Annotated in this window: 26 protein-coding genes; 10 read left to right on the forward strand and 16 right to left on the reverse strand. The window is 61.9% G+C overall.

The window, feature by feature from the left end; all coding sequences use genetic code 11:
- Window positions 1-506: 506 nt before the first annotated feature.
- The 5 genes from SMD27_RS05115 (at window position 507) to argE (ending at window position 5614) form a co-directional block, all read left to right on the forward strand.
- Window positions 507-1337, forward strand: a complete 831-nt coding sequence (locus SMD27_RS05115) for an OmpA family protein (protein ID WP_320507239.1) — start codon at window positions 507-509, stop codon at window positions 1335-1337.
- A 294-nt stretch (window positions 1338-1631) separates the two neighbouring features.
- Complete coding sequence (gene apaG, locus SMD27_RS05120) at window positions 1632-2024, forward strand: Co2+/Mg2+ efflux protein ApaG (protein ID WP_320507240.1); 393 nt, start codon at window positions 1632-1634, stop codon at window positions 2022-2024.
- 246 nt (window positions 2025-2270) lie between these two features.
- Entirely contained in the window at window positions 2271-2882 is a 612-nt protein-coding gene (gene folE / locus SMD27_RS05125; protein ID WP_379991215.1) for a GTP cyclohydrolase I FolE, read from the forward strand.
- A gap of 53 nt (window positions 2883-2935) precedes the next feature.
- The gene (locus tag SMD27_RS05130) at window positions 2936-4432 is read left to right on the forward strand and encodes a TrkH family potassium uptake protein (RefSeq protein ID WP_320507241.1); all 1497 of its coding nucleotides are present in this window, start codon (window positions 2936-2938) and stop codon (window positions 4430-4432) included.
- A gap of 24 nt (window positions 4433-4456) precedes the next feature.
- A complete protein-coding gene (gene argE, locus SMD27_RS05135) occupies window positions 4457-5614 on the forward strand; it encodes an acetylornithine deacetylase (RefSeq protein WP_320507242.1) in 1158 nt (385 codons plus the stop codon).
- A gap of 15 nt (window positions 5615-5629) precedes the next feature.
- Here the strand turns inward: argE and SMD27_RS05140 are convergent, their stop codons facing one another.
- The 5 genes from SMD27_RS05140 to SMD27_RS05160 form a co-directional block, all read right to left on the reverse strand.
- On the reverse strand, window positions 5630-6391 hold the full coding sequence (locus tag SMD27_RS05140) for an SDR family NAD(P)-dependent oxidoreductase (protein ID WP_320507243.1): 762 nt from the start codon (window positions 6389-6391) through the stop codon (window positions 5630-5632).
- A 13-nt stretch (window positions 6392-6404) separates the two neighbouring features.
- The gene (locus SMD27_RS05145; RefSeq protein ID WP_320507244.1) at window positions 6405-7220 is read right to left on the reverse strand and encodes an ABC transporter permease; all 816 of its coding nucleotides are present in this window, start codon (window positions 7218-7220) and stop codon (window positions 6405-6407) included.
- Window positions 7220-8086 carry an ABC transporter permease gene (locus SMD27_RS05150; RefSeq protein WP_320507245.1) on the reverse strand — a complete coding sequence of 289 codons (867 nt, stop codon included), beginning with the start codon at window positions 8084-8086 and terminating at the stop codon, window positions 7220-7222. Before SMD27_RS05150 ends, SMD27_RS05145 begins: the two co-directional genes overlap by 1 nt.
- 93 nt (window positions 8087-8179) lie before the next feature.
- Window positions 8180-9340: a polyamine ABC transporter substrate-binding protein gene (locus SMD27_RS05155; RefSeq protein ID WP_320507246.1), complete on the reverse strand. Its 1161-nt coding sequence runs from the start codon at window positions 9338-9340 to the stop codon at window positions 8180-8182.
- 21 nt (window positions 9341-9361) lie between these two features.
- Window positions 9362-10453: an ABC transporter ATP-binding protein gene (locus SMD27_RS05160; RefSeq protein WP_320507247.1), complete on the reverse strand. Its 1092-nt coding sequence runs from the start codon at window positions 10451-10453 to the stop codon at window positions 9362-9364.
- A gap of 232 nt (window positions 10454-10685) precedes the next feature.
- Between SMD27_RS05160 and SMD27_RS05165 the strand changes: the two genes are divergently transcribed.
- Complete coding sequence (locus tag SMD27_RS05165) at window positions 10686-11516, forward strand: helix-turn-helix transcriptional regulator (RefSeq protein WP_320507248.1); 831 nt, start codon at window positions 10686-10688, stop codon at window positions 11514-11516.
- Window positions 11517-11524: 8 nt separating this feature from the next.
- Here the strand turns inward: SMD27_RS05165 and SMD27_RS05170 are convergent, their stop codons facing one another.
- The 8 genes from SMD27_RS05170 to SMD27_RS05205 form a co-directional block, all read right to left on the reverse strand.
- On the reverse strand, window positions 11525-11950 hold the full coding sequence (locus SMD27_RS05170; RefSeq protein ID WP_320507249.1) for an aconitase X swivel domain-containing protein: 426 nt from the start codon (window positions 11948-11950) through the stop codon (window positions 11525-11527).
- A complete protein-coding gene (locus SMD27_RS05175) occupies window positions 11947-13197 on the reverse strand; it encodes an aconitase X catalytic domain-containing protein (protein ID WP_320507250.1) in 1251 nt (416 codons plus the stop codon). The genes SMD27_RS05170 and SMD27_RS05175 overlap by 4 nt, the downstream gene beginning before the upstream one ends.
- Before the next feature lie 16 nt (window positions 13198-13213).
- Window positions 13214-13834 carry a hypothetical protein gene (locus SMD27_RS05180; protein ID WP_320507251.1) on the reverse strand — a complete coding sequence of 207 codons (621 nt, stop codon included), beginning with the start codon at window positions 13832-13834 and terminating at the stop codon, window positions 13214-13216.
- A 91-nt stretch (window positions 13835-13925) separates the two neighbouring features.
- Complete coding sequence (gene hslO / locus SMD27_RS05185; protein ID WP_320507252.1) at window positions 13926-14867, reverse strand: Hsp33 family molecular chaperone HslO; 942 nt, start codon at window positions 14865-14867, stop codon at window positions 13926-13928.
- 29 nt (window positions 14868-14896) lie between these two features.
- Window positions 14897-15832, reverse strand: a complete 936-nt coding sequence (gene argF, locus SMD27_RS05190) for an ornithine carbamoyltransferase (protein WP_320507253.1) — start codon at window positions 15830-15832, stop codon at window positions 14897-14899.
- 2 nt (window positions 15833-15834) lie between these two features.
- On the reverse strand, window positions 15835-17022 hold the full coding sequence (locus tag SMD27_RS05195) for an aspartate aminotransferase family protein (RefSeq protein WP_320507254.1): 1188 nt from the start codon (window positions 17020-17022) through the stop codon (window positions 15835-15837).
- A 453-nt stretch (window positions 17023-17475) separates the two neighbouring features.
- Window positions 17476-18255, reverse strand: a complete 780-nt coding sequence (locus SMD27_RS05200; RefSeq protein ID WP_320507255.1) for an ABC transporter permease — start codon at window positions 18253-18255, stop codon at window positions 17476-17478.
- A gap of 44 nt (window positions 18256-18299) precedes the next feature.
- On the reverse strand, window positions 18300-19262 hold the full coding sequence (locus SMD27_RS05205) for an ABC transporter permease (RefSeq protein WP_320507256.1): 963 nt from the start codon (window positions 19260-19262) through the stop codon (window positions 18300-18302).
- A 12-nt stretch (window positions 19263-19274) separates the two neighbouring features.
- Here SMD27_RS05205 and SMD27_RS05210 point away from each other — a divergent pair, with 12 nt between their 5' ends.
- The 4 genes from SMD27_RS05210 (at window position 19275) to SMD27_RS05225 (ending at window position 22963) form a co-directional block, all read left to right on the forward strand.
- Window positions 19275-19835, forward strand: coding sequence for a RecX family transcriptional regulator (locus tag SMD27_RS05210; RefSeq protein ID WP_320507257.1), 561 nt, complete (start codon window positions 19275-19277; stop codon window positions 19833-19835).
- A 69-nt stretch (window positions 19836-19904) separates the two neighbouring features.
- Window positions 19905-21293, forward strand: a complete 1389-nt coding sequence (locus SMD27_RS05215) for a UbiH/UbiF/VisC/COQ6 family ubiquinone biosynthesis hydroxylase (RefSeq protein WP_320507258.1) — start codon at window positions 19905-19907, stop codon at window positions 21291-21293.
- Window positions 21294-21309: 16 nt separating this feature from the next.
- The gene (locus SMD27_RS05220) at window positions 21310-22002 is read left to right on the forward strand and encodes an HAD family hydrolase (RefSeq protein WP_320507259.1); all 693 of its coding nucleotides are present in this window, start codon (window positions 21310-21312) and stop codon (window positions 22000-22002) included.
- Window positions 21992-22963 (forward strand): tetratricopeptide repeat protein, encoded by a 972-nt coding sequence (locus SMD27_RS05225; protein WP_320507260.1) that lies wholly within the window; start codon window positions 21992-21994, stop codon window positions 22961-22963. Before SMD27_RS05220 ends, SMD27_RS05225 begins: the two co-directional genes overlap by 11 nt.
- Window positions 22964-22971: 8 nt before the next feature.
- Here SMD27_RS05225 and SMD27_RS05230 read toward each other — a convergent pair whose 3' ends face one another.
- The 3 genes from SMD27_RS05230 to SMD27_RS05240 are packed head-to-tail and all read right to left on the reverse strand — an operon-like array spanning window position 22972 to window position 24356.
- Window positions 22972-23373, reverse strand: a complete 402-nt coding sequence (locus SMD27_RS05230) for a DUF971 domain-containing protein (protein ID WP_320507261.1) — start codon at window positions 23371-23373, stop codon at window positions 22972-22974.
- Window positions 23370-23612 carry a Trm112 family protein gene (locus SMD27_RS05235; RefSeq protein ID WP_320507262.1) on the reverse strand — a complete coding sequence of 81 codons (243 nt, stop codon included), beginning with the start codon at window positions 23610-23612 and terminating at the stop codon, window positions 23370-23372. The genes SMD27_RS05230 and SMD27_RS05235 overlap by 4 nt, the downstream gene beginning before the upstream one ends.
- Window positions 23613-23657: 45 nt before the next feature.
- Window positions 23658-24356, reverse strand: a complete 699-nt coding sequence (locus tag SMD27_RS05240; protein WP_320507263.1) for an LON peptidase substrate-binding domain-containing protein — start codon at window positions 24354-24356, stop codon at window positions 23658-23660.
- Window positions 24357-24379: the final 23 nt, after the last annotated feature.

Consider the following 24379-nt stretch of genomic DNA (forward strand, 5'->3'; position numbering starts at 1 on the left):
CCGGGTCTTTGCCGCTTGGAGCAGAGGGGTGAGCGGGCTGGTTTCGGAGCGCCGCGGAAGCCTCCGTCAGACAACTTTCCCGGTCAGTAATTGCCGCCGCGCGGGCCAGTTGTTTTTCAGCCGGATCAGGCGTTTATCAACGCAGCAGGCGGCTTCGCTTGCGCAACTTTTGGGTTATCCCTGGGGATCCGCCAGACCGGGCCTGCGGCGCGGCCGAACGGTCGCGATGGCGTCTCACAAGCCCGGCCGGCGGCTTCCCGAGGGCACTTCGGCCTCTGTCGTTAAGAGGCAAAAGACCGCCTGATATCGTCACTTCCGTGCGGCCGCTGCCTTTTGACATTAAGTGAGCTTTTACCTATAGTTCGCAGGAAGTCGGCAATCAGCGCTGACATCACCGGGGATGAACAATCGCTAGTTCCGGTTTTATGAAATTGGACAATCGTTGGTCCGAGGCCGGAATACCCGCCGGCCCTCAACCAGCGAGGGACAAAAGAGCGAGGAGCAAAATGAAAATACTCAATCTGCTGGGGGTTGTTGGTGCCATGGCCCTGCTGGCCGCCTGCAGCACCGACATTCAGAAAATCCGCACCACCGAGCCCAGCGGTGGCACGCCCTTCACCCAAGCCCTGACCAAGGAATATCGCGATCTCTCGGCGTTCGAAGCCGACGAGATGTATGACTGGCGTGATGCCGGTTGGTATGCCCGCCGCGGCCTCGCTTCGGCTCGGGGCGAATTGGTCACGCCGCAGGATCCCGCTGAGCGCGATCTGCCGGCCGATACGCTGCCGGAAATCAACGACGTCCGCGCTCGTTTGATCACGGCGCTGGATGGCGGCGCCCGCGATGCGAAGCCGGAAGTTGCGGCCCGCGCGCAGAGCCGTTTCGATTGCTGGCTCGAACAGCAGGAAGAAAACTTCCAGCACGATCATATTTCAACCTGCCGCGACGAGCTGATGGCAGCGTTGACCGAACTCGAAGCCAAGCCGGCGGCCCCGGTTGCGGCTGCGCCGGCGACTTATCTGGTACTGTTCGACTTCGACAAGTACAACATCAACCCGGCCGCGAAGTCGGTGCTTGATCAGGTTGTTGCCGATTACAACAACAACAAGGCGACGGCGATCTCGGTCACCGGTCATACCGACCGCGCCGGTCCCGAAGACTACAACTATAAGCTCTCCGAGCGTCGCGCTGACTCGGTCCGCGCTGCGTTGATTGCTGCCGGCGTCCCGGCCGAAGCGATCACCACCGCTTGGAAGGGTGAAACCGAGAATGCTGTTCCGACCGCCGACGGCGTTCGCGAACAGGCTAACCGCCGCGCTGAAATCATCATTCAGTAAGCCCTCGGTTAGAAATCGCCTCGGAACGGCGCCGGAGCAATCCGGCGCCGTTTTCTTTTCTGCAGCCTGTGGTGCGGTCCTTCCGGAGCGGGCGGCTCCATTACTTGGCGCGTTTGTGGAAAGTCGTTAAAATCGACGAATTGGGACCGTTTCCGGGCAAATGAACCAGTGATCGCTAGGAAGCGGTTGAAAAGAGTCCGTCCCCGGAGTATCGGGACTAAGGATTTCAGGCTCGTCGGCGCGCAAGGACGTCAGCGACGGCGGACCGCGACAGGACGCAAGGTTTCATCGCATATGTACACCCAGACAACCCGGTCGATCACGATCACTGTTCTGCCGACTTATTTGGACGATCAGTCGGCACCGGACGAATCCCATTATGTCTGGAAGTATCATGTGCGGATCGAGAATGGCGGCCCTGAAACCGTACAGCTGCGCAACCGCTATTGGCGCATTACCGATTCGCTCGGCCGGGTCCAGGAAGTGCGCGGCGCCGGCGTGGTCGGCGAGCAGCCGATCCTCAAACCCGGCGAAAGCTATGAATATACCAGCGGCACGCCATTGCAAACACCGTCCGGCATCATGGTCGGCTCCTATCAGATGGAGACGCCAGCCGGCGAGCGGTTCGAGGTCGATGTACCGGCTTTCTCGCTCGACAGCCCGCATCAGCCGATCAAGCTCAACTGACATTCTCGTTGCCGCCTTGCAATGCCCGATCCTCAGCATTCAGCGGTGCCAGCGCCATGTTCGAGTCGCCGCCGGTATTGACCCTTATAGTGACCGGGTGACGGCAGAAAGGATTACAGCGTGACGGATAAGACCAAACGGCCGGCGACAATCCGGCAGGCGCAACGCAGCAAAGCGGCGCCGAAAACCACCTCGTCGACAGCTAAAACAACAGGCACCAGCCTGACGGTTGCCAGGCCGGGCGCGCTGACGAGGAGGGGCGGCATCAAAGTAACCCAGGCCGACGCCGAAGAAGCGATCCGCACGCTGATCCGTTGGGCGGGTGACGATCCGGACCGCGAGGGCTTGCGCGGCACGCCGGATCGCGTGGCCCGGGCTTACCGGGAATTCTTCAAAGGCTATTCGATTGATCCCGTCGATATCCTGAAGCGCACCTTCGAGGAGACGGACGGCTATGACGAGATGATCGTGCTGCGCGATATTCGCTTCGAAAGCCATTGCGAGCACCATATGGCGCCGATCATCGGCCGTGCTCATATCGCCTATCTGCCGCGCCATCGCGTGGTCGGCATCAGCAAGCTGGCGCGCCTGCTCGACGTCTATGCCAAACGCCTGCAGATCCAGGAAAAGATGACGGCGCAGATCGCCAACACGCTGAATGACGTGCTGCAGCCCCGCGGCGTCGCGGTGGTGATCGATGCCAGCCATCAATGCATGACCACGCGCGGCGTGCATAAACCGGGCACCTCCATGGTGACCAGCCGCATGCTGGGCGCCTTCCGCACCGATCCGTCGACGCGTCGCGAATTCCTGGCCATTATCGGGCTCCCAGCCTCAACCATTGGATCCAGCTCGTGATCCGGCCGGAGACGTGCCGCTAATCCACGGGACATGACACAGGGGGAGAGGTCATGCCATCGGTGATCAGTTGGCCGGATCTGCGCTGGTGCTGCTTCAGCATCGGCAAATTGCTGATGGTCCTGGCGGTAATCATGCTGGTGCCGCTGCTGATCGACGGTGTGATGCCCTACCTGTCGGGCGACCAGGTTCATGAGCAGAATTGGCGCGCTTTCGGCGCCGCAGCCCTGGCGACCGCCGCGATCGGCGGCACCATGTTCCTCGCCTTTCGGACCTCGCAGCAGCGCCGCTTCGGCCTGCGTGAAGGCTTTCTGCTGACCGTTCTGACCTGGGTCATCTTTTGTGCTTTTTCGGCCCTGCCGCTGACCCTGATCGATGCCAGGTTGAGCTATACCGATGCATTCTTCGAGGCGATGTCGGGGCTGACGACGACCGGCGCCACGATCATGGTGGGGCTCGATCACGAAAGCAACGGCGTGCTGCTCTGGCGCTCACTGCTGCATTGGATCGGCGGCGTCGGCATCATCGTCATCAGTGTCATGATCCTGCCCGAACTGCGGGTCGGCGGCATGCAGCTCTTCCGCGCGGAATCCTCCGACAAATCCGACAAGATCCGGCCGCGTGCCGCCGAAGTCACCATGGAGATTCTCAGCGTTTACTCGCTGCTGACGCTGCTTTGCGCCATTCTGCTCGCTTTTGCCGGCATGCCGCTTTTCGATGCCGTCTGTCACGCCATGGGCATGCTGGCGACCGGCGGGTTCAGCACCAAGGACAGCTCGATTGCCTATTTCCACAATCCGGCGATCGAATGGGTCAGCATTGTCTTCATGTTCCTCGGCGGCACGACCTTCACGTTGATGGCGCAGGCCATGTGGCACCGGAAATTCCGGCCCTTGCTGCGCGACAGCCAGACCCATTGGTATTGCCTCTATCTCCTTGGCTTCACCTCGGTCATCGCGCTTTGGCAGATCGTCGCGAATGGCCGGGACATCCTCGGCGCCTTGCGTTCCTCGGCTTTCGCGGTGGTGTCGATCGGCTCGACCTCCGGCTATGTTGCTGAGGATTATTCATCCTGGGGTACGCTGCCGGTCGCCGCGGTGCTGATCCTGTTCTTACTTGGTGGCTGCACGGGATCGACTGCCGGGGCGATCAAGGTCTTCCGTCTCTGCGTGCTGGGCGCTTTTGCCAAATGGCAGTTGCGATCATTGGTTCATCCGCATCGGGTGCTGCTGCCGACTTATAACGGCCGGCGGCTGACCGACGAGATCATGCGCTCGGTGATCGGCTTCGTCGCCTTCTATCTGCTGGCTTTCGCGGTGCTTGGCATCGCCGTATCGGCTTTCAATGTCGATCTCATCACGGCCTTCACCTCGGTGGCCCAGGCGCTGGGCAATATCGGTCACGGCCTGGGGCCGATTATCGGGCCGTCCGGCAATTTTTCGACCTTGCCCGACGGTGCGAAATGGTTGCTCGCTTGTGCGATGTTGCTTGGTCGCCTGGAATTGCTCACAGTATTGGTCTTGTTCAGCCCGACCTTCTGGCGCGGCTGACAGCGCAGGAATGGAGAAGATAGAATGACCGCCGTCGCAGAGATGCTGGGGAAACTGATCGCCTTCGATACCGTTTCGTCCCGCAGCAATCTCGGTCTCATCCATTATATCCGGGACTATCTCGCCGAGCATGGGGTCCGCGTCCGCATCATGGCGGCACCGGATGGCCAACCGAAAGCCAATCTCTGGGCGACCATCGGTCCCGACAAGCCGGGTGGTATCGTGCTCTCCGGCCATACCGATGTCGTGCCGGTGGAGGGACAGCCGTGGTCGGCCGATCCCTTCACTCTCCGCGATGGTGGTGATCGGTATTTCGGCCGCGGCACTTGCGACATGAAAGGCTTCATCGCCCTCTGTCTGGCGCTGGTGCCGGAAATGCGGGCGAAGCCGCTGACCACACCGATACATTTCGCCTTTTCCTATGACGAGGAACTGGGTTGCCTCGGCGCACCGCTTCTGATCGAAGAAATCGGCAAGCAATTGCCGCAGCCGCGCCTCGCCATCATCGGCGAACCGACGGAGATGCGCCTCGGCACGCGCCACAAGGGTTGCTATTGCTACGAGATGCGGGTGACGGGCAAGGACGGCCATTCCAGCCAAACCCATCGCGGCGTCAATGCCATCGCCGCAGCCGCCGAGATCGCCGGCGAATTGATCCGCATCGCCGAAGATCTGCGCGTAAACGGGCCGCATGACCATAGTTTCGACCCGCCTTATTGCACGCTCAATCTCGGCAATATCCAGGGCGGCACGGCGGTCAATATCATCGCCCGCGAATGCCGGCTGGAATGGGATTTCCGCCCGGTGCCGGGAGCATCGGTGGACCTCGCCCTCGATCCAATCCGCAAATTCATCGACAGCGATCTTCTGCCCCGCATGCGGACCGTGGCGCCGGAGACAAATATCGAGATCGTGCCGGATCTCGGCGTGCCGCCGCTGATCGAAGAAAAGGACAGCGCTGCCGAAGCGCTGTTGAAGATGTTGACCGGCGCCAACGAGACCCATGGCATGGCCTTCGCGACCGAAGCCGGCCAGTTCCAGCAGGCCGGGCTATCGGCAATCGTCTGCGGTCCCGGCTCCATCACCCAGGCGCATAAGCCCGATGAATTCATCCTGAAGAGCGAGCTGGTGGCCGGCGAAACCTTCCTGCGCAAGCTGATCGACTGGGTGCGCAGCCACTAAGGGAGATGCAAAGCCTTAGACGATGGTTTCGCCGCCATCGACGACCAGGATCTGGCCGGTCATGTAGGAGGACCGGTCTGAGACCAGGAACAGGATGGGTTCCGCGATCTCCGATACCTCGGCCCAACGGCCCAGCGGTACTTTCTCGGCCACATAGGCTTCGATTGCGCTGCGGCCGCCCATCTGGGCGATGAAGGGATCATTGAAGGGCGTGTCCACCCAGCCTGGACAAAGCGCATTCACGCGGATGCCGAATTTGGCATAGTCCCCGGCCATCTGCCGCGTCATGGCGATGACGGCATGCTTGGTGGTGGTATAGGCGATCATCTCGCGGTCATAGAGCACGCCGGACGATGATGAGGTATTGAGGATGACGCCTTTCCTGGCGCGGCGCATGATCGGCATGACCAGACGGGCCGCCATGAAATGCGAACGGACATTCAAGCTCCACGAGCGGTCAAAGCCCTCCACCGCGACGTGTTCGAGATCGCCTGCGACTTGCGCGCCGGCGTGATTGTGCAGGATATCGATCCGGCCGTATTTCTCGCCAATGGTGGTGATGCCGGCTTCCATCGCCCGGTCATCTGTCACGTCCAGCACCAGGCTCTCGGCACTCCCGCCCGCCGCCTTGATCTGCCCCACCGTCTCGTCGGCTCCGTCCCGGTTGCGGTCGGCGATGACGAGATGGGCCCCTTCCTGCGCCATGATGAGTGCGCCGGCGCGGCCGATGCCGGAGCCAGCTCCCGTGACGATTGCGACGCGGTCCGCGAGGATCATGGCGTTTTCCAACTCAGTTTGTCGAGGTCTTCCTCTCGCGCATCAAGAAGCGCGCGATCAGGATCAAAGCGAGCGATACCGCCAGCACCATGGTGGCGATGGCATTTATTTCCGGCGTCACGCCCCGGCGAATCGAGGCGAAGACATAGATCGGCAGGGTGGTGTTCGATCCGGCGACGAAGAAAGCGATGATGAAGTCGTCGAAGGAGAAGGTGAAGGCGAGCAGGAAGCCGGCCAGGACCGAGGGCATGATCTGCGGCAGCACGATCTGCCGGAAGGTGGTCAGCGGTGCGGCATAGAGATCGCTCGATGCCTCGACGATGTCCCGGCCGAGGCTGGCGATGCGCGCCTTCACGATCATCGTTACCAGCGCCATGGTGAAAAGCCCATGCGCGGCAATGATCGAGCCATAGCCAAGCGAGAGGCGCGGCGGCTGATCGCCGGGCCAGATTGCCGCTAGTGCCGGATTGATAAAGCCGAAGACCTCGACCAGCGCCACCAGGGTGGCGATGCCGATGACGACGCCGGGAACGACGATCGCGGCGGCGAAAAGCCCGTCGAAGACGGCACGCGTCCGGGCCCCAAGCCGTTCCATGCCGATCGCCGCCATGGTCCCGAAGACCGCGGCCAAGGCGGCGCTGGTGAAGGCCACGATCAGGCTGTTCTGCAGCGCTTCCATGAGGAAGGTGTTCGACAGCGCCTTGCCATACCACTGCGTCGAGAAGCCGATAAACTCGCTCGCATTGCGGCCGGCATTGAAGGAAAACAGGACCACCAGCGCGATCGGCGTGTAGAGGAATATGTAAACGAAGGTGACGAGGGCACGCATCAAACGAGATCCACCTGGCGCGTGCCGGCGATCCGCCAAGCAATCCGCATGGCGACGAGCAGGACCACCACCACCACGGCGACCAGCGTCACGGCGATCGCCGAGCCGAAGGGCCAGTTGCGGGATTGCAGGAAAAGATCAACGAGGGCATTGCCGATGAAGAAGACCTTGCCACCGCCGAGCAATTGCGGGATCAGGTATTCGCCGAGCAGCAGGATGGTGACCAGCGCAACGCCCGTCATCACGCCGGGCAGTGATAGCGGCAGGGTGACCCCGAAAAAAGTCGAGACCGGATGGGCGCCAAGATCGGCCGAGGCTTCAAGCAGGCGGCGGTCGAGTTTCTCCAGGCTGACATAGATCGGCATGATCATCAGCGGCAGATAGCCATAGATGATGCCGAGCAGCACCGCGCCGGGCGTGTTCAGCAGCCGCACATTGTCGAAGCCGACGAATTCCAGAAGATGGGGAATGCCGCGCGCCCCGAGGATATACATCCAGGCATAGGTGCGCACCAGCAGGCTGGTCCAGAAGGGAACGATGACCAGTGACACCAGCAGCAACCGGCGCTGCGGGCTGGACTTGATCGCGAGGTAATAGGCGACCGGATAGGCAACCAGCAGGCAGGCGGCAGCACCGATCGGTGCCAGGACAAGTGTATTGATGAAAGCTGCCGCGCGGGAACCCAGATTGGCGAATTGCGCAAAGGTGAAGGCCGGCTGATAGCCGCCCACGGGGCCGCGCTCACCGAAGGCAAAAACGATGATGGCGATAAAGGGCAGGACCAGAAACACGAACAGCCATAGGCTCGCCGGCGCGACCAGCGCGGCGGTGACGAGGCGTTTCTTGACTTGAGCGGTAAGCGTCATGTGCTGAAATCGTCTTTAAGCCATTTTATCGCCAATCGAGTAACAATGGTTCCGGCCGGCAATTGGCGGCCGGAACCATTATCCATCACGCGATCAGGCCGATTTGAACCGGGCCATCAATTCCGCGCGGCCCGGATCGGTCAAGGTCACGGCAGCACCGAATTCCAGCGGCGTCAGTGAGGCTTCCTCCGGATAGACGATCTTGTTCGTGGTGATTTCCTGCGGCAGCAAGGCGATGACCCGGCTATCCGTGGTAGGTGCGCCATTGGCCAGATGCTCCTTCACCGCATTGTTCGGATCCATCAGGAAGTTCAGCAGCGCATAGCCGGCCGCCTTGTTCGGCGCATCCTTGGGGGTCGCGTAGTAATCGGTCCAGATCTCGCCACCGTCCTTGCCGAGCGTATAGCTGATTTCCGGCATGTCGCGGTTGAGCTGGGCACCATCATTGGTCCAGCACATGGTCAGCCAGGCATCGGTCGCCCGCATCGCCGGCTGGTAGTCCGAGTTGATGGCGAAGAGATGCGGCTTGACCTTGATCAGCAGCTCTTCGGCCTTTGCCAGCTCTTCCGGCTTGATCGAATTGAAACCGTAGCCCAGCGAGACCAGGGCACTGCCGATTGTGGTCAATTGATAGTCATGCACCATGCCGCGGCCATCGGCCTCGGTCTGGAGGATTTCGAAGAAATCCTTCCAGCTGCTCAATTTGGCCTTCAGCTTAGAGGTGTTGGTGGCAAAGCCGGTGGTGCCCCAGTTCTTCGGCACCGCATAGCTCTTGCCATCGATCTGGCCTTCTTTGGTGAAGCGGGGATTTTCCGTCTTCTGGCTGAAATTGGGCACCTTGGAAAGATCGAGTTCATCGATCAGGCCAAGCTTGTGATAGGTCGAGATGGTGTAGTTCGTCGGCACAAACAAAGACCAGCCTGAACCGCCGGCCTGGAGCTTGGCCAGCATTTCCTCATTCGAACCGAAGACGTTGACTTCAACGGCGACGCCGGTCGCCTTTTTGAAATTTTCGAACGTGTTGGGATCGTGATAGTTCGGCCAGGTCGCGATTGACATCTGGCTGCCGAGATCCTCGGCATAGGCCGGCGTGGAAAGGGCGCCGGGGAAACGGGACATGACGGCGGTCGCCAGTCCGAGGCCGGTAATGCCGAGAAAATGCCGGCGGGTCACGGAGCCGCGCTTGAGGCGCATATACTGATCCATGAAGCCTTGCACGGAAATCGGCAGATTGTCCTTGTAATCCTTCGACATGATGCTGTTCCCCTGTTCTGGTTATGCGGTCGATGCTGGAAAAACATGGACGGCGGCCGGATCGAAGCCGAGGAAGACCGCTTCGCCCGGCGCGACCAGATCGTTGTCATTCATGGTGCTGCGATCGGCGGTGACGAGAAAATCGCCGAGGCCGGGGACGTTCACGGCATATTCCGCCGAGGAGCCGAGGAAGATGCGATGAGTGACGACGCCCTGGAACGAGGCGCCATGCGCGGTCCGCTCGCGGCTCAGGCGGATTGCTTCGGGGCGGATGGCGACAATTGCCTCATCCGTGGCAACACGCTTGACCGCAGGAATCGCCGAGCCGTCGGCCAGCCTGAGTGTCGCGCCATCGGCTTCCATCTTCGCTTCGATGCAGTTGGTCTTGCCGACAAAATCCGCCACGAAGAGATCGGCCGGATGATCATATACTTCCTGCGGCGCGCCCAGCTGGCGGATCCGTCCGGCACTCATCACGCAGACGATGTCGGCCATCGAGAGCGCTTCTTCCTGGTCGTGGGTGACGAGAACGAAGGTTATGCCGAGATCGCGCTGGAGCGTCTGCAGCTCGATCTGCATGGCGGAGCGCAATTTCTTGTCGAGGGCCGCGAGCGGTTCGTCCAGCAGCAGCACCGAGGGCCGGTTGACGAGGGCCCGCGCCAGGGCCACGCGCTGTTGCTGGCCCCCGGACATTTCATGAATGCGGCGCTTGGCGAAGCCGCCAAGCCGCACCATTTCCAGCGCTTCGGCGACCCGGCGGTCGATATCGGCGGCGGCGATCCTGGGCCGCATCTGTTTCAGCCCATAGGCGACGTTCTGTTCCACGTTGAAATGGGGGAACAAAGCGTAATGCTGGAACACCATATTCACCGGCCGGCGATAGGCCGGCACGCCGTTCATCTCCCGGCCGTCAATCAGGACGGTGCCCTCGCTTGGCTGTTCGAATCCGCCGATCATCCGCAGGCAGGTCGTCTTGCCGCAGCCGGAGGGGCCGAGCAGCGCCAGAAACGCGCCTTTCGGCACGTTGAGGTTGATGTCCTTCACGGCGGTCACCGGGCCATAGTTCTTCGTGACCGAGCGGAACTCGATGTCGTTGGTTGAAGCGGATGCCACGTCTATTCCCCGCGGTTGATGCATGTCGGCAGTCTGTGCTGCCTTATTGCCACCGTCTTTGGTGAAAGGTTAAGTCGTGGCTTCCGGCATGGTATATACCCCGAAAGGGGTAGGTCCGCACGGTTACCTATTTCCAGGGTGTATGCCGGGTGCCTGAAAACCGCACAGGATAGGCCGCGCGGACCAATCGAAAAATGCCGGCAAAATAAGGGTAGGGGACGTCGGGGAGCTTATGAGCATCGATCTGGAAATGCTGTTCGGCGCGGTCACGGCGACGATCGGCCGTGCGGAAATGACGGATCGGGAATTCGGTGAGATCTTGCGCCGGACCGTGTCGTCGCTGGTCAGTCCCGACCATATCGTGGTCTTTGCCTATCGCGGCAAGGAACGGCCGATCGACCTCTACAATACCTTCAGCCCGGATGAGCATGTGGTATTCGTGACGCTCTATCAGGCAGGGCCTTTCCTGCTCGATCCCTTTTACCACACCGCCCGGCAGCGCCGTCTGGGGGTATATCGCATGCGTGAACTTGCACCGGACCGCTTCTTTTCCAGCGAATACCACCGGACCTATTACGTGCAGACCGGTCTCGCCGAGGAAGTCGGCTTCTTCATCGCCCTCAATGACGATATTGCCGTCGTCATCTCCCTGATGCGGCGGAAAAAGACCGGGGCCTTTTCTTCTCAGGACTTCAACCTGCTGAAGAAGCTGGAACCGCTGGTCGCCAGCATGGTCCGTCATTATTGGGCGGATCTGGGGCAACGCTTCGACAAGCAAATGCTATCCCAGGGGAAGCGCCGGAAGCAGCGGGGCCAAGCAGAGCCGCATTCCACCACCGCCGATGCACCTTGGCGGGAGCTGAAGCTGACGAACCGGGAAGCCGAGATCGTCGATCTGGTGTTGCAGGGCCATTCTTCGGAATCGATCGGCCTCAAGCTCGATATTTCGACCGGCACGGTCAAGGTCCATCGGCGCAACGTCTATCGCAAGCTCGGCATTTCATCGCAGACCCAGCTTCTCTCGACCTATCTGAAGAATTTCGGCGCGACCCCGGCTCAATAACGCAAGTTTCAGCTCGCACTATTGATGAGAGAGATCTCGGCGCCCTCCGGCGCCAGCGCGGAAATCCGAAGGATATCGCCACTGTGCAAGCCACCGATCGGGCAGGTCACGATCGGGCAGCGCAGATCGTAAAGCGCCTGAGCAACGATGGCGCCGACAGTGAGGATCGGGTCCGGATGGGCAAGAACGATACCGCGCGGTCCGGTACCGCGCCGGATGGTTTCGGCCAATACCGATGAGGAGGAGGACGAGCCGCGCCCGCTCGGCATGACGAGAATGGAGCCGGCGATGAATCTGCCCAGATCGGGATGGGAATGATCGATGATCTTGCCGGTGGCGGCATCGATTCCGCCCCAGAAGCTCAACGGCACCGAAAGCACTATCATTGCCGCTTCGGCCTCGCCGGCAAAATAGACCTTCGCCGGCCGCTTCATGCGACACCTCGTACCACCCGGCCGGCCGCGGCCGAGGCGACGCAATCCTCCAATTCCCCGAAGGCGACCCGGACACCAATGTTCCCCGGCGCGTAATGCGCCCATTTGCCGGAATTGGTCATCACCACACCATCCAGCTTCTCCAGGACAGCGGTAAGATAGGTGCAGGTATCGGCGACCGGTATCAGGCGCCAACCCGTAAGATTGCGGAAGGCGCCTTTCTCTTCCAGCTGCTGAAGCACGCTCCGGCCGGTATTGACATAGATCGGTACCGGCCTGGTGGGCCGGGCTTGCCGCAGCAGGACCAGCAGGCGGTCCCATTCGGCTCGGGAGAAATGCGGCGTGCCGAGACAGACAGCCGTGAGCGGGTGTCCCGCCGGCGCCGATGAAAGCTCTGCCAAAGCTTCCGCCACATCGGCTGGCGTCACCACGATGGTCTCGGCCGGCGCGCCGCCGACAAAGGCATCGGCGAGGGTGGCTGCTTCGGGCGTAATGCCGACGGCATGGAACAGGGCGACCGAGCCGGTCGAGGCCGCCGCCGCGCCCAAAGCTTTCAATTGGTCCTCGTCGCGCGGGGTCGGCAATCCCTGGATCACCGGTATACGCTCGCCGCTGCGCTGGCCGACGATCAGGCCGATCGCGATGAAGAGACTGTCGGTCGGCGCCTGCGAAGCAGGAAAGCCGCTCAGGCGAAACAGGACCTGGCCACGCCGCCCCGAGTCGAGATGCAGACCCCAGGCCGGGGCGCGGCCGGTTACAGCACAGCAGAGATCAACGAAATCGCCATAGCGATTGGTGCGCGCACCGATCACCGAATTGGCGAAGACGATGGCATTGGATTCGCCCCAGGCGATCTGTTCGCCGAATGCCGGGCGGAACAATGTCTGATAGGGGGCGCAGGTGAAACTGGGCTGACAGCCCAAAGCTTCATGCGCTCGCATAAGCCGTTCTGCCGGCTGTTGCTCTTCGGCCGGCAGATGGACGAGGTCGGGATGGATGAGATCCAGCGAACCGACATTCAGCGTGGTCGGCACGCGCACGCGGCCGCCGTTGGCGACCAGGCGTTCAACGAAATCCAGGCTGACCTCGCCATGATAGAGACAGCCATCGATATGAGCCCGGCTGATATCCAGCAGCGTACCGGCGCCCACGGCTTCGGCAAAGGCGGTGACAATCTGCATGGCGAAGCGAGCGGCTTCCCCTTGCTCGCCTTGCAACATGCTGCGATCGCCATCGCTGAGATGCATGATCGTTTCCTGTTCCTTACTGCAGGAAGCCCGCGAGATGGGCGCCGATGTCTCTTTCCAGCTTCACATTGAGATCGTTCATGGTCTGCTGGGTCAGTTGATACCAGACGACCTCCCGCTGCTCCGGTGTGGTCTTTTCCGAAACGGTCTGGCTGCGGTTGGCGCTGACCTGCACCGCGCCATGACGGGTGCCGTCGCCGCTTGTCACCTGCAAACGCACGGCGATATTGAGATCGTAGCGATTGCTTTGCTCGTCGGTAAGCATCGCCGAGAAGCTCTGCGGTCGCGGCAGCACCGTATCGGTGGCCGAGGCATCGGTGACGGTATAGACCGCTTGCCCGCTCTGGCCGGCGGCCTGCAGTCGGTCGCGGGCCCATTGCGCGGCGACCTGGGCGGGAATCTGCGGAAACAGGTGATCGATATGAGGTGCTGTCCCCGGCGCTTGATAGGATTGATCGATCTGCACCTGGGCGACGTCGAGGCGGATCGGCGGCAGTGCATTATAGGTCAGCGGGGGTAACTGCGGCGCGGGGGGCGGGCTGCTGCAAGCAGCAGCGAGCAGCGGCAGCGACACCAAACGGACAAGACACAGAAGGCGAGCGAGAAGGGGACGAGGTGTCGTAATCGAAAGCTGCATGACGCGGAGGACTCGCTGAGGGGAAGCTACGCTGATGAGGCGCTATTGTTGCCGCCGCAATCCCGCGGGTCAATCCCGTGACGAGATATCCTTAGTCTTTCCGCGTCTCGTCTTTGGTTGATGTCGCTTCTTTGGGCGCCAGATCTTCGGGCTGGAAACGATAGGTCGTGTTGCAGAACTCGCAGGTGACGGTGATGGCGCCGTCCACCCACATATCCGCCAGGTCATCCGCCGGCATGGCCCGCAAGACATTATCGACACGGTCACGCGAGCAACGGCATTTTGCTTCCACGCCCTGGCGTTCGAAAACACGGACGCCGTCTTCATGGAACAGGCTATAGAGCAGTCGATCGACCAGGAGATCGAGATCGATCAGCTCAGTGTCAGTACAGCTTGCCATCATGGCGACGACGCGTCGCCAGGCATCTTCCGCAAGATCGGCGGCGATTTCGCCGGCACCTTCGACCGGCAGACGCTGCAGCATCAAGGCGCCCGCACGCCATTTGCCGTCGACCTTGCCGGCCGCCAGTTTGAAGCCGGCCTGTAATTGTTCGGACTGGCGGAAGTAGTGATGCACCGAATCCGCCAGAGAGCTGCCGGTCAGTTCGACGATGCCCTGATAGCGATCGGTGTAATCGCCCTGGTCGACGGTGAAGGCGAGATAGCCGGCGCCTAGAAGATGCGGCAGCAAAGGCTGTTCCGGCGACAGGCCGGCAACCGCCTCGGCGTCGAACTGGGCATAGCCGCGCATGGCTCCCTTGCTGGTGAGATCGACCACCATGAGGCGGACCGGACCGTCGCCCTTGGCCTGCAAGGTGAAGATGCCGTCATATTTGAGGGCGGCCGCCAGAACCGCCGTCAAGGCCATCATCTCGGCGAGCAGCCGGGCGACCGGTTCGGGATAAGCGTGGCGGCTGAGGATCTCATCCGCCACCTCGCTGAGACGTACCAGACGGCCGCGCACCTCCAGCCCTTCGATCTGGAAGGGCTGGATGACATCAGCGTCGTTTTGCGTGGTAAGGCCGGTGCGCATGGTTGGTCCCGTTGCTCAGAGCACGCCGCTTAGATTGCACCTAGGCACCACAGCAGGATGCCCTGCTGCGCATGCAAACGGTTTTCGGCTTCATCCCAGACCACCGATTGCGGGCCGTCGATCACCGAGGCGGTGACTTCCTCGCCGCGATGGGCAGGCAAGCAATGCATGAAGATGGCATCGGGCTGAGCCACGGACATCAACCGGTCATCCACCTGGAAGGCTTTGAGGAGATTATGGCGGTTGCTGGTATCCTCGTCGCCCATCGAGACCCAGGTATCGGTGACGACGCAATCGGCGCCACGCACGGCGGCGTCAGGATCGGTGCAGACCATCACCTTGCCGCCTTCGCGCTTGGCCCAGTCCAACACGTCCTGCGGCGGCGTCAGCGATTCCGGGCAGGCGATATTCAGCTCGAAATCGAACCGCACGGCGGCGTGGATCCAGGATGTGGCCATATTGTTGCCGTCGCCGGACCAGGCGATGCGCTTGCCTTTGATCGGCCCGCGATGTTCCTCAAAGGTCATGACATCGGCCATCAACTGGCAGGGATGGGTGCGGTCGGTCAGGCCGTTGATCACTGGCACGGTGGCGTATTGCGCCAGTTCCAGCAGCTTCGTTTCCTTGGTCGTGCGCACCATGATGCAATCGACATAGCGCGACAGCACGCGGGCGGTATCGGCCACGGTCTCGCCGCGGCCGAGCTGCGAGCTTTCCCGTTCCATGATGACGACCTCGCCGCCCAGCCGCTTCATCCCCATCTCGAAGGAGACGCGCGTGCGGGTCGAGGGCTTCTCGAAGATCATCGCCAGCGTCTTGCCCGCCAGCGGCTTGGCCTGGCCCTTCAGCTTGCCGGTTTTTTTCAGGGCGAGCGACGTGTCCAGCATGCTGCGCAGCTCGCTGGCTGGCAGGACGTCTAGATCGAGGAAGTGCTGCGGTGTTCCAGTCTTCGCGGATGCGGTCATCGTCAGGCAGCCTTTGCTTCGGCGGCGACATCGCCTAGAAGGCGCGCCGCCAGATCGATTTCGGTTTCGCTGATGATCAGCGGCGGCAAAAGGCGAATGACATTATCGCCGGCGCCCACGGTCAGCAGACCGGCGCCCCGTAGCTTCTCCACCAGATCGGTATTGGGCAGGTGGCATTTCAGCCCCTGGATCAGGTCCTTGCCTCGTCGCTCGGCATAAACCGCCGGATGGCGCTGGATGAGATCATCCAGCTTGCCGGCGAGCCGATCGCCCATCGCCACCACATGCTCCATGAAGCCCGGCGCCAGCATGACGTCGAGCACGGCATTGCCGACCGCCATGGCGAGCGGATTGCCGCCGAAGGTGGTGCCGTGATTACCGGGGCCGAAAGCCGCAGCGACGCGGTTGGTGGCGAGGCAGGCGCCCATCGGGAAGCCGGCGCCGATGCCTTTGGCGGTGGCGACGATATCCGGCGTGATGCCGGCCCATTCATGGGCGAACAACTTGCCGGTCCGGCCCATACCGGCCTGCACCTCGTCGAACATCAGCAGCAGGCCGTATTCGTCGCAGACCTGGCGGAGGCCGCGCAGATACTCAACGGAACCGGCCCGCATGCCGCCTTCGCCCTGCACCGGCTCCACCAGGATGCCGGCCGTTTCCGGGCCGATCTTCTGCCGCAGCTCGTTCAGATTGCCGAAGGGGACCTGGTCGAAGCCGTCGACATCGGGGGCATAGCCCTTGAGATATTTCTCGTTCCCGGCCGCCGCCAAGGTGGCAAGAGTGCGGCCATGAAACGAGCCCTCGCAGCCGATCACGCGATAACGCTTCGGATCGCCGAAATCGTCCTGCCATTTGCGGATCAGCTTCAAGCCGCATTCCACCGCTTCAGCGCCGGAATTGCCGAAGAAGACCTGGTCGGCGAAGCTGTTCGCCACCAGCCGGTCGGCCAAGCGTTCCTGGTCGGGAATGCGGTAGAGATTGGAAACATGCCACAGCTTGCCGGCCTGCTCCGCCAGGGTCTTCACCAGATGAGGGTGACAATGGCCGAGTGCGGTGACAGCAATGCCGCTGGCGAAATCCAGATATCGTCGGCCATCCGCCGTGATGAGATAGGCACCCTCGCCGCGCTCGAAAGCGAGTTCCGAACGGGCGTAAGTGTTCATCAATGCCGGCGTGACAGTCGCGGCCATGCTGGGCTCCTCTGTCTCCAAGATTTAATGCGCTTTGTGGGTTAACGCGAAATGTTGGATCCGCGAAAGGGGCGGGCATAACAAGCGCCTCCTGGCTTGTCAATCGCGCCCCGGATTTCTGTTTTTGCGGGTAAAGCGCTGGAATGGCCCGTAACAGTTGGGGCTCTACCAGCGCAGCAGGCCTGGCGCGTTTTGTCAGGCCGGTGACGAGCTGTCGGCCGAACGGGCCGCCGTCGCCGCACAGTCTCCTGGCCTCCATCAGTTCCAAAGCCGCGATATGGCGTTCGACTAAATCAGGTGCGTTGGCGCGAAGGGGTCGCGATCGCAAATCCTGCAACAACTCGCAGAGAGAGGCGGCGATATCGCCAAGCCGACCGATTAAAATCATGAAATCGTATGATTCTTAATCTTAACTTCCTTAAAACCAGGAACATTTGCCGGAAAGCTACCCCATCAGGGTTTCAGCCGATATCCGGTCCTGAACCAGATATAGACCCATAGGAACAGAACCAGGTCCACGATTGCAACCACCGAGACGGCGAGGCCGAGATCGGTTCCTTCGCCGGTCAGGCCATGGCGAAAGCCGTCGATCACATAAAAGATCGGATTGAAGCGGATGACTTGCTGCGCCAGTTCCGGCAGATCCGCGATGCGGTAGAACACCCCGGATAGGAATGAAAGCGGCAGCAGCATGAAAGTCATGATCGCTGCATATTGATCCCATTTCTGCGCCCAGACGCCGACTAGGGTGCCGATCAGCCCATGCATGATCGTGCCGGCCACAGCAAAGAAGATGAGCGCCAGCGGATCGTGCGGGCGCAGTGGGGCGAAGACCAGCGACATCACCGCCACCGCCAGGCCGACGGCGAGGCCGCAGATCGCCGGGCCGATGCAATAGGCCAGGCTGCGCTCGAAGGCAGTCACCGGCGCCATCAACTGGTCGAAGATCACCCGCTCATGCTTGTCCAGGATGAGGGTCGCCGCGGAAGCTTCGTAGGCTTTCTCGCAGGCGGCATAGATGATCAGGCCCGGGGCGATGAAGGCCAGCAGATCGCCGCCGGCATTGCCTCGCATCGTCGAGATCGCCAGATGGAAAATCGTCAGATAGAGCAGGCAGGACACGACCGGCCCCAGGACCTGATAGTGATAGTCGGCCAAGCCGCCGCGGATCTGCCGTCCCGTCAGGGCACCGAGGCCGATCCAGTTAACCAGCCCGAAACGACGCGGCTGCAATGGGCCAATTCCGGCTTGCCGCGCGGACGAGGGCGGAAAGGGTTTCATGCCTTCAGCTTGTAGCCGCGGGCAAAGCAGCGATGCACCAGGACCAGTAGCACCAGGTTGCTGACGCAGAGGATTGCGATACCGGCTGCCAGGGAGCCATCGGCATGGCCGATGAAGCCATAGCGGAAACCGTCGATCATGTAGAAGAACGGATTGACATGGGCGACGGCTTTCCATGCCGGCGACAGGCGCTCGGTGGAATAGAAGGTGCCGGATAGGAAGGAAAGCGGCGTGATGACGAAATTGGTCACCGCCGCCATATGATCGAACTTTTCTGCCCAGATACCGGCCAGCATGCCGATCAAAGCCAGCAGCAGGCTGGCCATCACCCCGTGGAACAAGGCGAACAGCGGATGGGCGATGGTGATCGGCACGAAAATCCACATGGCAAGGCCGGTCGCGAGGCCGACGGCGAGGCCGCGGGTCAGGCCGCCCGCCGCAACGCCGATGGTTTGTTCCAGCGGCGAGAGCGGCGGCATCAGGAGATCGACGATATTGCCCTGGACCTTGGCGATCATCAGCGAGGAGGAGGTATTGGCGAAGGCGTTCTGGGTCATCGCCATCATGATCAGGCCAGGCACCAGAAACAGGATATAAGGCTGGCCGCCGACCTGATCCACGGAATGACCGAGCGCCAGCACGAAGACCGCCAGGAACAGCAAGGTCGTCACCATCGGCGCCAGGATCGTCTGGGTGCCGACGGCAATGAAGCGGCGGACCTCCTTGGCATAGAGCGTGCCGAAGCCGATCCAGTTGAAGCCGCCATAGGCGCGCGGGGCGAGACGGGGCAGGGTCGGGTTGGAGAAGGGGGCGGATGAAAGGCCGCCAGGCTGCGTGCTGTTTTGCATGGCGAGAAAATACTGGCGGTGGGATTGACTGGCAAGGCCGGCCGGCGCATGGCTTCCCCAGCCACCGGACAGGCCTTGGCAAGCTACGGAGGAAGACTTCGGGATCAGCATGACGACAACCGTATGACAGAAAAACGCAAACCGCAGCGCCTCACCCCGGCCAATCTGCGTGAGGCCGTGCTCAATTACCTCGACCGCTTCGTGGCCTCGACCAAGCGGCTCGATCAGGTCATGACGCGCAAAATCCGCGCCTCCGCCGCGGCGCATGGCGACGATCCCGCGCCCCTGCTGGCGGCCTTGCCGCCGATCCTGGCCAGCCTAGCGGCGCAGGGCGTGCTGAATGACCGCAACCTTGCCGAAGCCAAGGCCCGGGCAATGATCCGGCGCGGCGGGTCGCGGGCCAAGATCCTGCACAACCTCGCCGGCAAAGGGATCGACTCCGCGACGGCCTCGGCGGCGTTCGCTCGCATGGCGCAGGAATTTGACAATCCGGAACTGGAAGCAGCCACTGCCTTCGCCCGCCGCCGCCGCCTCGGCCCGTTCCGGTCTGATCCGGCGAGCCGGTCAGAAAACCGACAGAAGGATCTCGCCGCCATGGCCCGGGCCGGCTTTTCCAGCGGCCTAGCGCGGCAGGTCATCGGTGCGAGCAGCGATGGCGAGGTCGACGACCTCATCGAGGAGTAATGTGAAAGGGAGCGAGCCGTGACGTTGTGACGGCTGGACAAGCGGAACTGCCGGGGGCAGTTTAGCGCCATGACCGACATAGATTCTCCCCGCGGCCCGGCTGCCGAGCGGCCGTTTCATCTGGTTTCCGAAGATACTGCCGCGACAGCGACGCCGCCGCTTCGCGTTGACCTCGCCATTATCGGCGGTGGCATGGTCGGCATGTCACTGGCGATCGCCTGCAGCGAGCACGGTATCAAGACCGCCTTGATCGAAGCGGAACCGGCGCCGGCGCTGACCGATCGCGGTTACGACGGCCGTTCCTCCGCCATCGCCTATGGCTCGCAACAGGTGCTGAAGGCGATCGGCGTCTGGGATTTGCTGAAGGATCAGGCGCAGCCGATCCTCGACATTCGCGTCACCGATGGCGGTGGCGATCAGCGCGATGCCAGGCGGCCGGGCGGGGTTTCTCCTTTCTTCGTGCATTACAGCCACCGCGATCTCGCGGAAGATGGCACGGCCGCGCAATCAGGCGAGGCGCCACCTTTCGGCTATATCGTGGAAAACCGGATCAGCCGCGTTGCTTTGTTCGAGCGGTTGAAAGCTTGCCCGAATGTGAGCCATATCGCGCCCGCTACCGCTATGTCGTTCAAGCTGGATGCGGAACGCGCCCAGGTCAGCCTGCATGACGGCCGGCGGATCGGAGCAGCGCTGGTGGTTGCGGCGGATGGCCGCCAATCGGCCTTGCGCGGTTTCGCCGGCATCGGCATCAGCGAATCCGATTACCGGCAAAGCGCCATCGTCTGCACGGTGGTGCATGAAAAGCCGCATCATGGCGTCGCCCATGAACATTTCCTGCCGGCCGGGCCTTTCGCCATGTTGCCGATGACCGATGATCGCGATGACGAGGGACATGTCCGGCATCGGTCGTCGATCGTCTGGACGGAGGATCCGCGCCTGGTGCCGATGTTGCTGGCACTCGATGATGATGCTTTTGGCGCTGAGATCGAGCGGCGCTTCGGTCTGACCCTTGGTCGTGTACGACCTTTGGGGCCGCGCTTCTCTTATCCGCTGAAACTGCTGGTGGCGGAGAAATATCTCGCCGACCGGATGGTGCTGGTGGGCGATGCAGCGCATGGCATTCATCCCATCGCCGGCCAGGGCTTCAATCTGGGGATACGCGATGTCGCCGCGCTGGCCGAAGTATTGGTCGATGCCAGGCGGCTCGGCCAGGATATCGGCTCGCCTCTGGTGCTGGAGCGTTATGCCCGCTGGCGTCGTTTCGACAATCTGCTTCTGGTCGGCGTCACGGATGGGCTGACGCGGCTCTTCTCCAATGATCTGCCCCCTTTGCGCCTGGCGCGCGATCTTGGTTTTGCCCTGTTCAACAAGCTGAAGCCGGCCAAGCGGCTGGCGATGCGTCACGCCATGGGGCTGGTCGGCGACCTGCCGAAACTGGTGCGCGGCAAGCCCCTGTGACAGTGAGACGAATTTAATGACCAAAGCGGATCTGGCGGCCACGCCCCATCTGGCGGGCCTCATCATTTTCGACTGCGACGGTGTGTTGATTGATAGCGAATGGATCGCTTGCGAGGTCGAGGCCGAAGTCTTGAGCGAGCATGGCTTTCCCATGACGGCGGATGATGTGCGGCGACTGTTACTGGGTATCAGTACGGCGTCATCACTCATCGTGCTGGAGCGCGAATACGGCCGGCGTCCAAGCGCTGAAATCATGGGCGAGGTCAAATGCCGGCTGCTGGACGCTTTCACCGCACGGCTGGATGTCGTGCCGGGCATCCGGGAGGTATTGACGCGCCTCCCGGGCCGACGCTGCGTCGCCTCGTCGAGCGATCCCGAGCGGCTGCGCCATTGCCTGGGTCTCGTCGGTCTTTACGATGATTTGACGCCGCATATCTTCAGCGCGACGATGGTGCGCAATGGCAAACCGGCGCCAGACCTTTTCCTGCATGCCGCAGCGCAGATGCAAGTGGCGCCAGCGGATTGTGTGGTGGTCGAGGACAGCGTGGCTGGTGTCACGGGGGCGCGGGCGGCCGGCATGACGGCAATCGGCTTCATCGGCGGCCGGCATTGCGGCCCCGGTCACGGCGCGCAGCTGCGCGAGGCAGGCGCCCATCGTATCGTCCAAAACTATGATCAGTTTCTGATGGGAGTTTCCGGTGACGAATGATGCTGCACTGCCGCGCACCCTGACGTTAGATGTCCTGGATCGCCCCGATCTGCCGGCCTTGATACCGGCTTTGCAAGCAGCGTCTGAAGCCGGCAATGCGGCAGCGTCCTATCTGCTGGGATTGCTCTATGAACTGGCGATCGGCACCAAGCGCGATTTCGCGCTGACCGCCACCTATCATTGCCGGGCGATGGAGCAGGATGCCGATGCCCTGATCCGCCTCGAAGAAACGCCGCCGGTCAATCCGCGGCAACAGGTCAGGCCAGGCACCGAGGCGATGTTCCGCATGTCGCGCCTTGCCATGGCGGTCGGCGACGAGGCCGGCTATGCCAATGCCTTGCATTGCTTCTCGCGTCTGGCGGCCTGGGGCGACGATCGCGCTTTGGCGCATCTTGCTTTAATGACCCTCTGGGGCATGGGCGTGCCGAACAATAACGAAGAAGGCCTGCGCCTGCTGCGCGCCGGGGCCCAACAGGGCGCGGTCGTGGCCCTGGACGAATTAGGTTGGTTGGAAGTGCAGGGCCAGTTGGTGCCGAAGAATGTCGCGGGCGGCCTGACGAAATTGCGTCAGGCGGCCGAAGCCGGCTACGGCCAGGCGCAATGCCGGCTGGGGCAGTTGCTCGTTGAGGGGCGTATCCTGCCGCGTGATCTCGATGCAGGAGCCGATTGGCTGGGCCAGGCGGCGGCGCAAGGCTATGCCGGTGCCTTCCATCCTTATGGCACGCTGCTTGCCGAACATGGTGATGATGACGAGAGTTTCAGCGAGGGGATCTGCTATCTCGATCTTGCCGTTGATAGCGGCATCCTCGCCGCCAAAGCCGATCTCGACAGTGCCCGGCAGCAGGCACCGGCTGAGGTGGTGGCCGCCGCCACGGCGCAGCGTGCTGCCTGGCAGATGCATCCGAGCCGTGAATCGACGCAGCTCATGCCCTTCGCTTATGAAGCAATCAGTGACGGATAACGGGTCGATCAGCGCGGATCGCGGCTGAGGCCCTTGGCAGCCAGGTCCTCGAGATAGCGCGCCCATAACTCATCCTGCTTCTCGCCGATCTCATAGAGATAGCGCCAGGAGAAGATGCCGGTATCGTGCATGTCGTCGAACTGGATGCGCACGGCGTAATGACCGACCGGCTCCAGTCCCATGATGCCGACATGGCGACGTCCGGCGACCAGGGTCTTCTGCCCAGGCCCGTGACCCTGAACTTCGGCGGAGGGGCTTTCGACCCGCAGGAATTCCGCCGGATAGCGGAAGGTGACGCCATTATCGAAAGCGACTTCGAGGATCTTTTCCGCTTTCAGCAGGCGGATTTCCAAAGGCCAGTGGACGGCGCCGGCATTGCCGTTCTGATCCGCCGGTCGGCCTTCGGTCATTTCAGGAAATCCTCGTCGTTCAGCGACCGTGCTTCATCGACCAGCATGATGGGGATGCCGTCACGGATCGGATAAGCAAGACCCGCTTGTTTGCTGATCAATTCCTGGCGCGCGGCATCATAGATCAGCGGCCCTTTGGTCAAGGGGCAGACCAGGATTTCCAACAATTTGCGATCGACGCCAGGCCGCGGTTCGTAACCAGGGCCGGGTTCGTCGCCGGATATGGGCTGATCGTTCATGGGTGTCCTCCGGTCGTCAATGCGCCGATATCAGGGCAACGGCTGTCAATGCAATGGCCGGTCGCGTTGTTCATGGGTGGCGATGGCCAGCTCGAACATGGCGGTCAGCATATCGGCCAGGGTATCGAGATCGGGGCATTCCAGCAGACTTTGCTTTTCCGCCGCGGTGAAGGGACAAAGCATGGCCAATGAAACCACCAGATGTTCGTCTTCGGCCTCGGCCAGCGCCTGCTTGTCGACACCCATCTGGCGCATCTCCAGAAAACTCTTCAGGAGATCGAGGAAGTGATCGCGATCGGCCAGCACGAAGCCGCGCTCCATCATGTCTTCATGATAGGGCGAGAAATCGATCGCCGCCTGACGGAAGCCCTCGGCATGGCGCGGCAACTCATGCGTGATGCGGAAACGCGCCAGACCGGACAAGGTGATCATATACCGGCCGTCTTCAGTTTCCTCGAAAGCGACGATCCGGCCGGCGCAGCCGACCTGCTGCAGCGGCGGCACAGCTGTCGATTTCAAATCGCGATCGGCGCCGGCCTGCAGCGGCTGAACCATGCCGATCAGCCGCGCCGGATGCATCAGCGATTGCCGCACCATCGCCAGATAGCGCGGCTCGAAGATGTTCAGCGGCAACCGACCGCCCGGCAGGAGCAGCGCCTCGGTCAACGGGAATAAGGGGATCGATCCCGGCAGCTCATCGAAGCCGGGATCGAAAGGACCGAGGGATGTTGGGCCGGAACGCATATGAGTAGGGTTACCTGCTTAGC

The organism is Dongia soli, assembly GCF_034044715.1.
Classification (GTDB): Bacteria; Pseudomonadota; Alphaproteobacteria; order Dongiales; family Dongiaceae; genus Dongia_B; species Dongia_B soli.

Bases quoted from the DNA above. Each gene is read 5' to 3' on its own strand.
- SMD27_RS05195 (WP_320507254.1), bottom strand. From the start codon at position 17,022: ATGGCCGCGACTGTCACGCCGGCATTGATGAACACTTACGCCCGTTCG.
- SMD27_RS05155 (WP_320507246.1), bottom strand. From the start codon at position 9,340: ATGTCGAAGGATTACAAGGACAATCTGCCGATTTCCGTGCAAGGCTTC.
- SMD27_RS05150 (WP_320507245.1), bottom strand. From the start codon at position 8,086: ATGACGCTTACCGCTCAAGTCAAGAAACGCCTCGTCACCGCCGCGCTG.
- argF (WP_320507253.1), bottom strand. From the start codon at position 15,832: ATGACCGCATCCGCGAAGACTGGAACACCGCAGCACTTCCTCGATCTA.
- SMD27_RS05205 (WP_320507256.1), bottom strand. From the start codon at position 19,262: ATGCTGATCCCGAAGTCTTCCTCCGTAGCTTGCCAAGGCCTGTCCGGT.
- SMD27_RS05145 (WP_320507244.1), bottom strand. From the start codon at position 7,220: ATGCGTGCCCTCGTCACCTTCGTTTACATATTCCTCTACACGCCGATC.
- SMD27_RS05240 (WP_320507263.1), bottom strand. From the start codon at position 24,356: ATGCGTTCCGGCCCAACATCCCTCGGTCCTTTCGATCCCGGCTTCGAT.
- SMD27_RS05220 (WP_320507259.1), top strand. From the start codon at position 21,310: ATGACCAAAGCGGATCTGGCGGCCACGCCCCATCTGGCGGGCCTCATC.
- SMD27_RS05210 (WP_320507257.1), top strand. From the start codon at position 19,275: ATGACAGAAAAACGCAAACCGCAGCGCCTCACCCCGGCCAATCTGCGT.
- SMD27_RS05235 (WP_320507262.1), bottom strand. From the start codon at position 23,612: ATGAACGATCAGCCCATATCCGGCGACGAACCCGGCCCTGGTTACGAA.
- SMD27_RS05140 (WP_320507243.1), bottom strand. From the start codon at position 6,391: ATGATCCTCGCGGACCGCGTCGCAATCGTCACGGGAGCTGGCTCCGGC.
- apaG (WP_320507240.1), top strand. From the start codon at position 1,632: ATGTACACCCAGACAACCCGGTCGATCACGATCACTGTTCTGCCGACT.
- hslO (WP_320507252.1), bottom strand. From the start codon at position 14,867: ATGCGCACCGGCCTTACCACGCAAAACGACGCTGATGTCATCCAGCCC.
- SMD27_RS05180 (WP_320507251.1), bottom strand. From the start codon at position 13,834: ATGCAGCTTTCGATTACGACACCTCGTCCCCTTCTCGCTCGCCTTCTG.
- SMD27_RS05130 (WP_320507241.1), top strand. From the start codon at position 2,936: ATGCCATCGGTGATCAGTTGGCCGGATCTGCGCTGGTGCTGCTTCAGC.
- SMD27_RS05165 (WP_320507248.1), top strand. From the start codon at position 10,686: ATGAGCATCGATCTGGAAATGCTGTTCGGCGCGGTCACGGCGACGATC.
- SMD27_RS05215 (WP_320507258.1), top strand. From the start codon at position 19,905: ATGACCGACATAGATTCTCCCCGCGGCCCGGCTGCCGAGCGGCCGTTT.
- SMD27_RS05175 (WP_320507250.1), bottom strand. From the start codon at position 13,197: ATGCATCTCAGCGATGGCGATCGCAGCATGTTGCAAGGCGAGCAAGGG.
- SMD27_RS05170 (WP_320507249.1), bottom strand. From the start codon at position 11,950: ATGAAGCGGCCGGCGAAGGTCTATTTTGCCGGCGAGGCCGAAGCGGCA.
- SMD27_RS05115 (WP_320507239.1), top strand. From the start codon at position 507: ATGAAAATACTCAATCTGCTGGGGGTTGTTGGTGCCATGGCCCTGCTG.
- argE (WP_320507242.1), top strand. From the start codon at position 4,457: ATGACCGCCGTCGCAGAGATGCTGGGGAAACTGATCGCCTTCGATACC.
- SMD27_RS05230 (WP_320507261.1), bottom strand. From the start codon at position 23,373: ATGACCGAAGGCCGACCGGCGGATCAGAACGGCAATGCCGGCGCCGTC.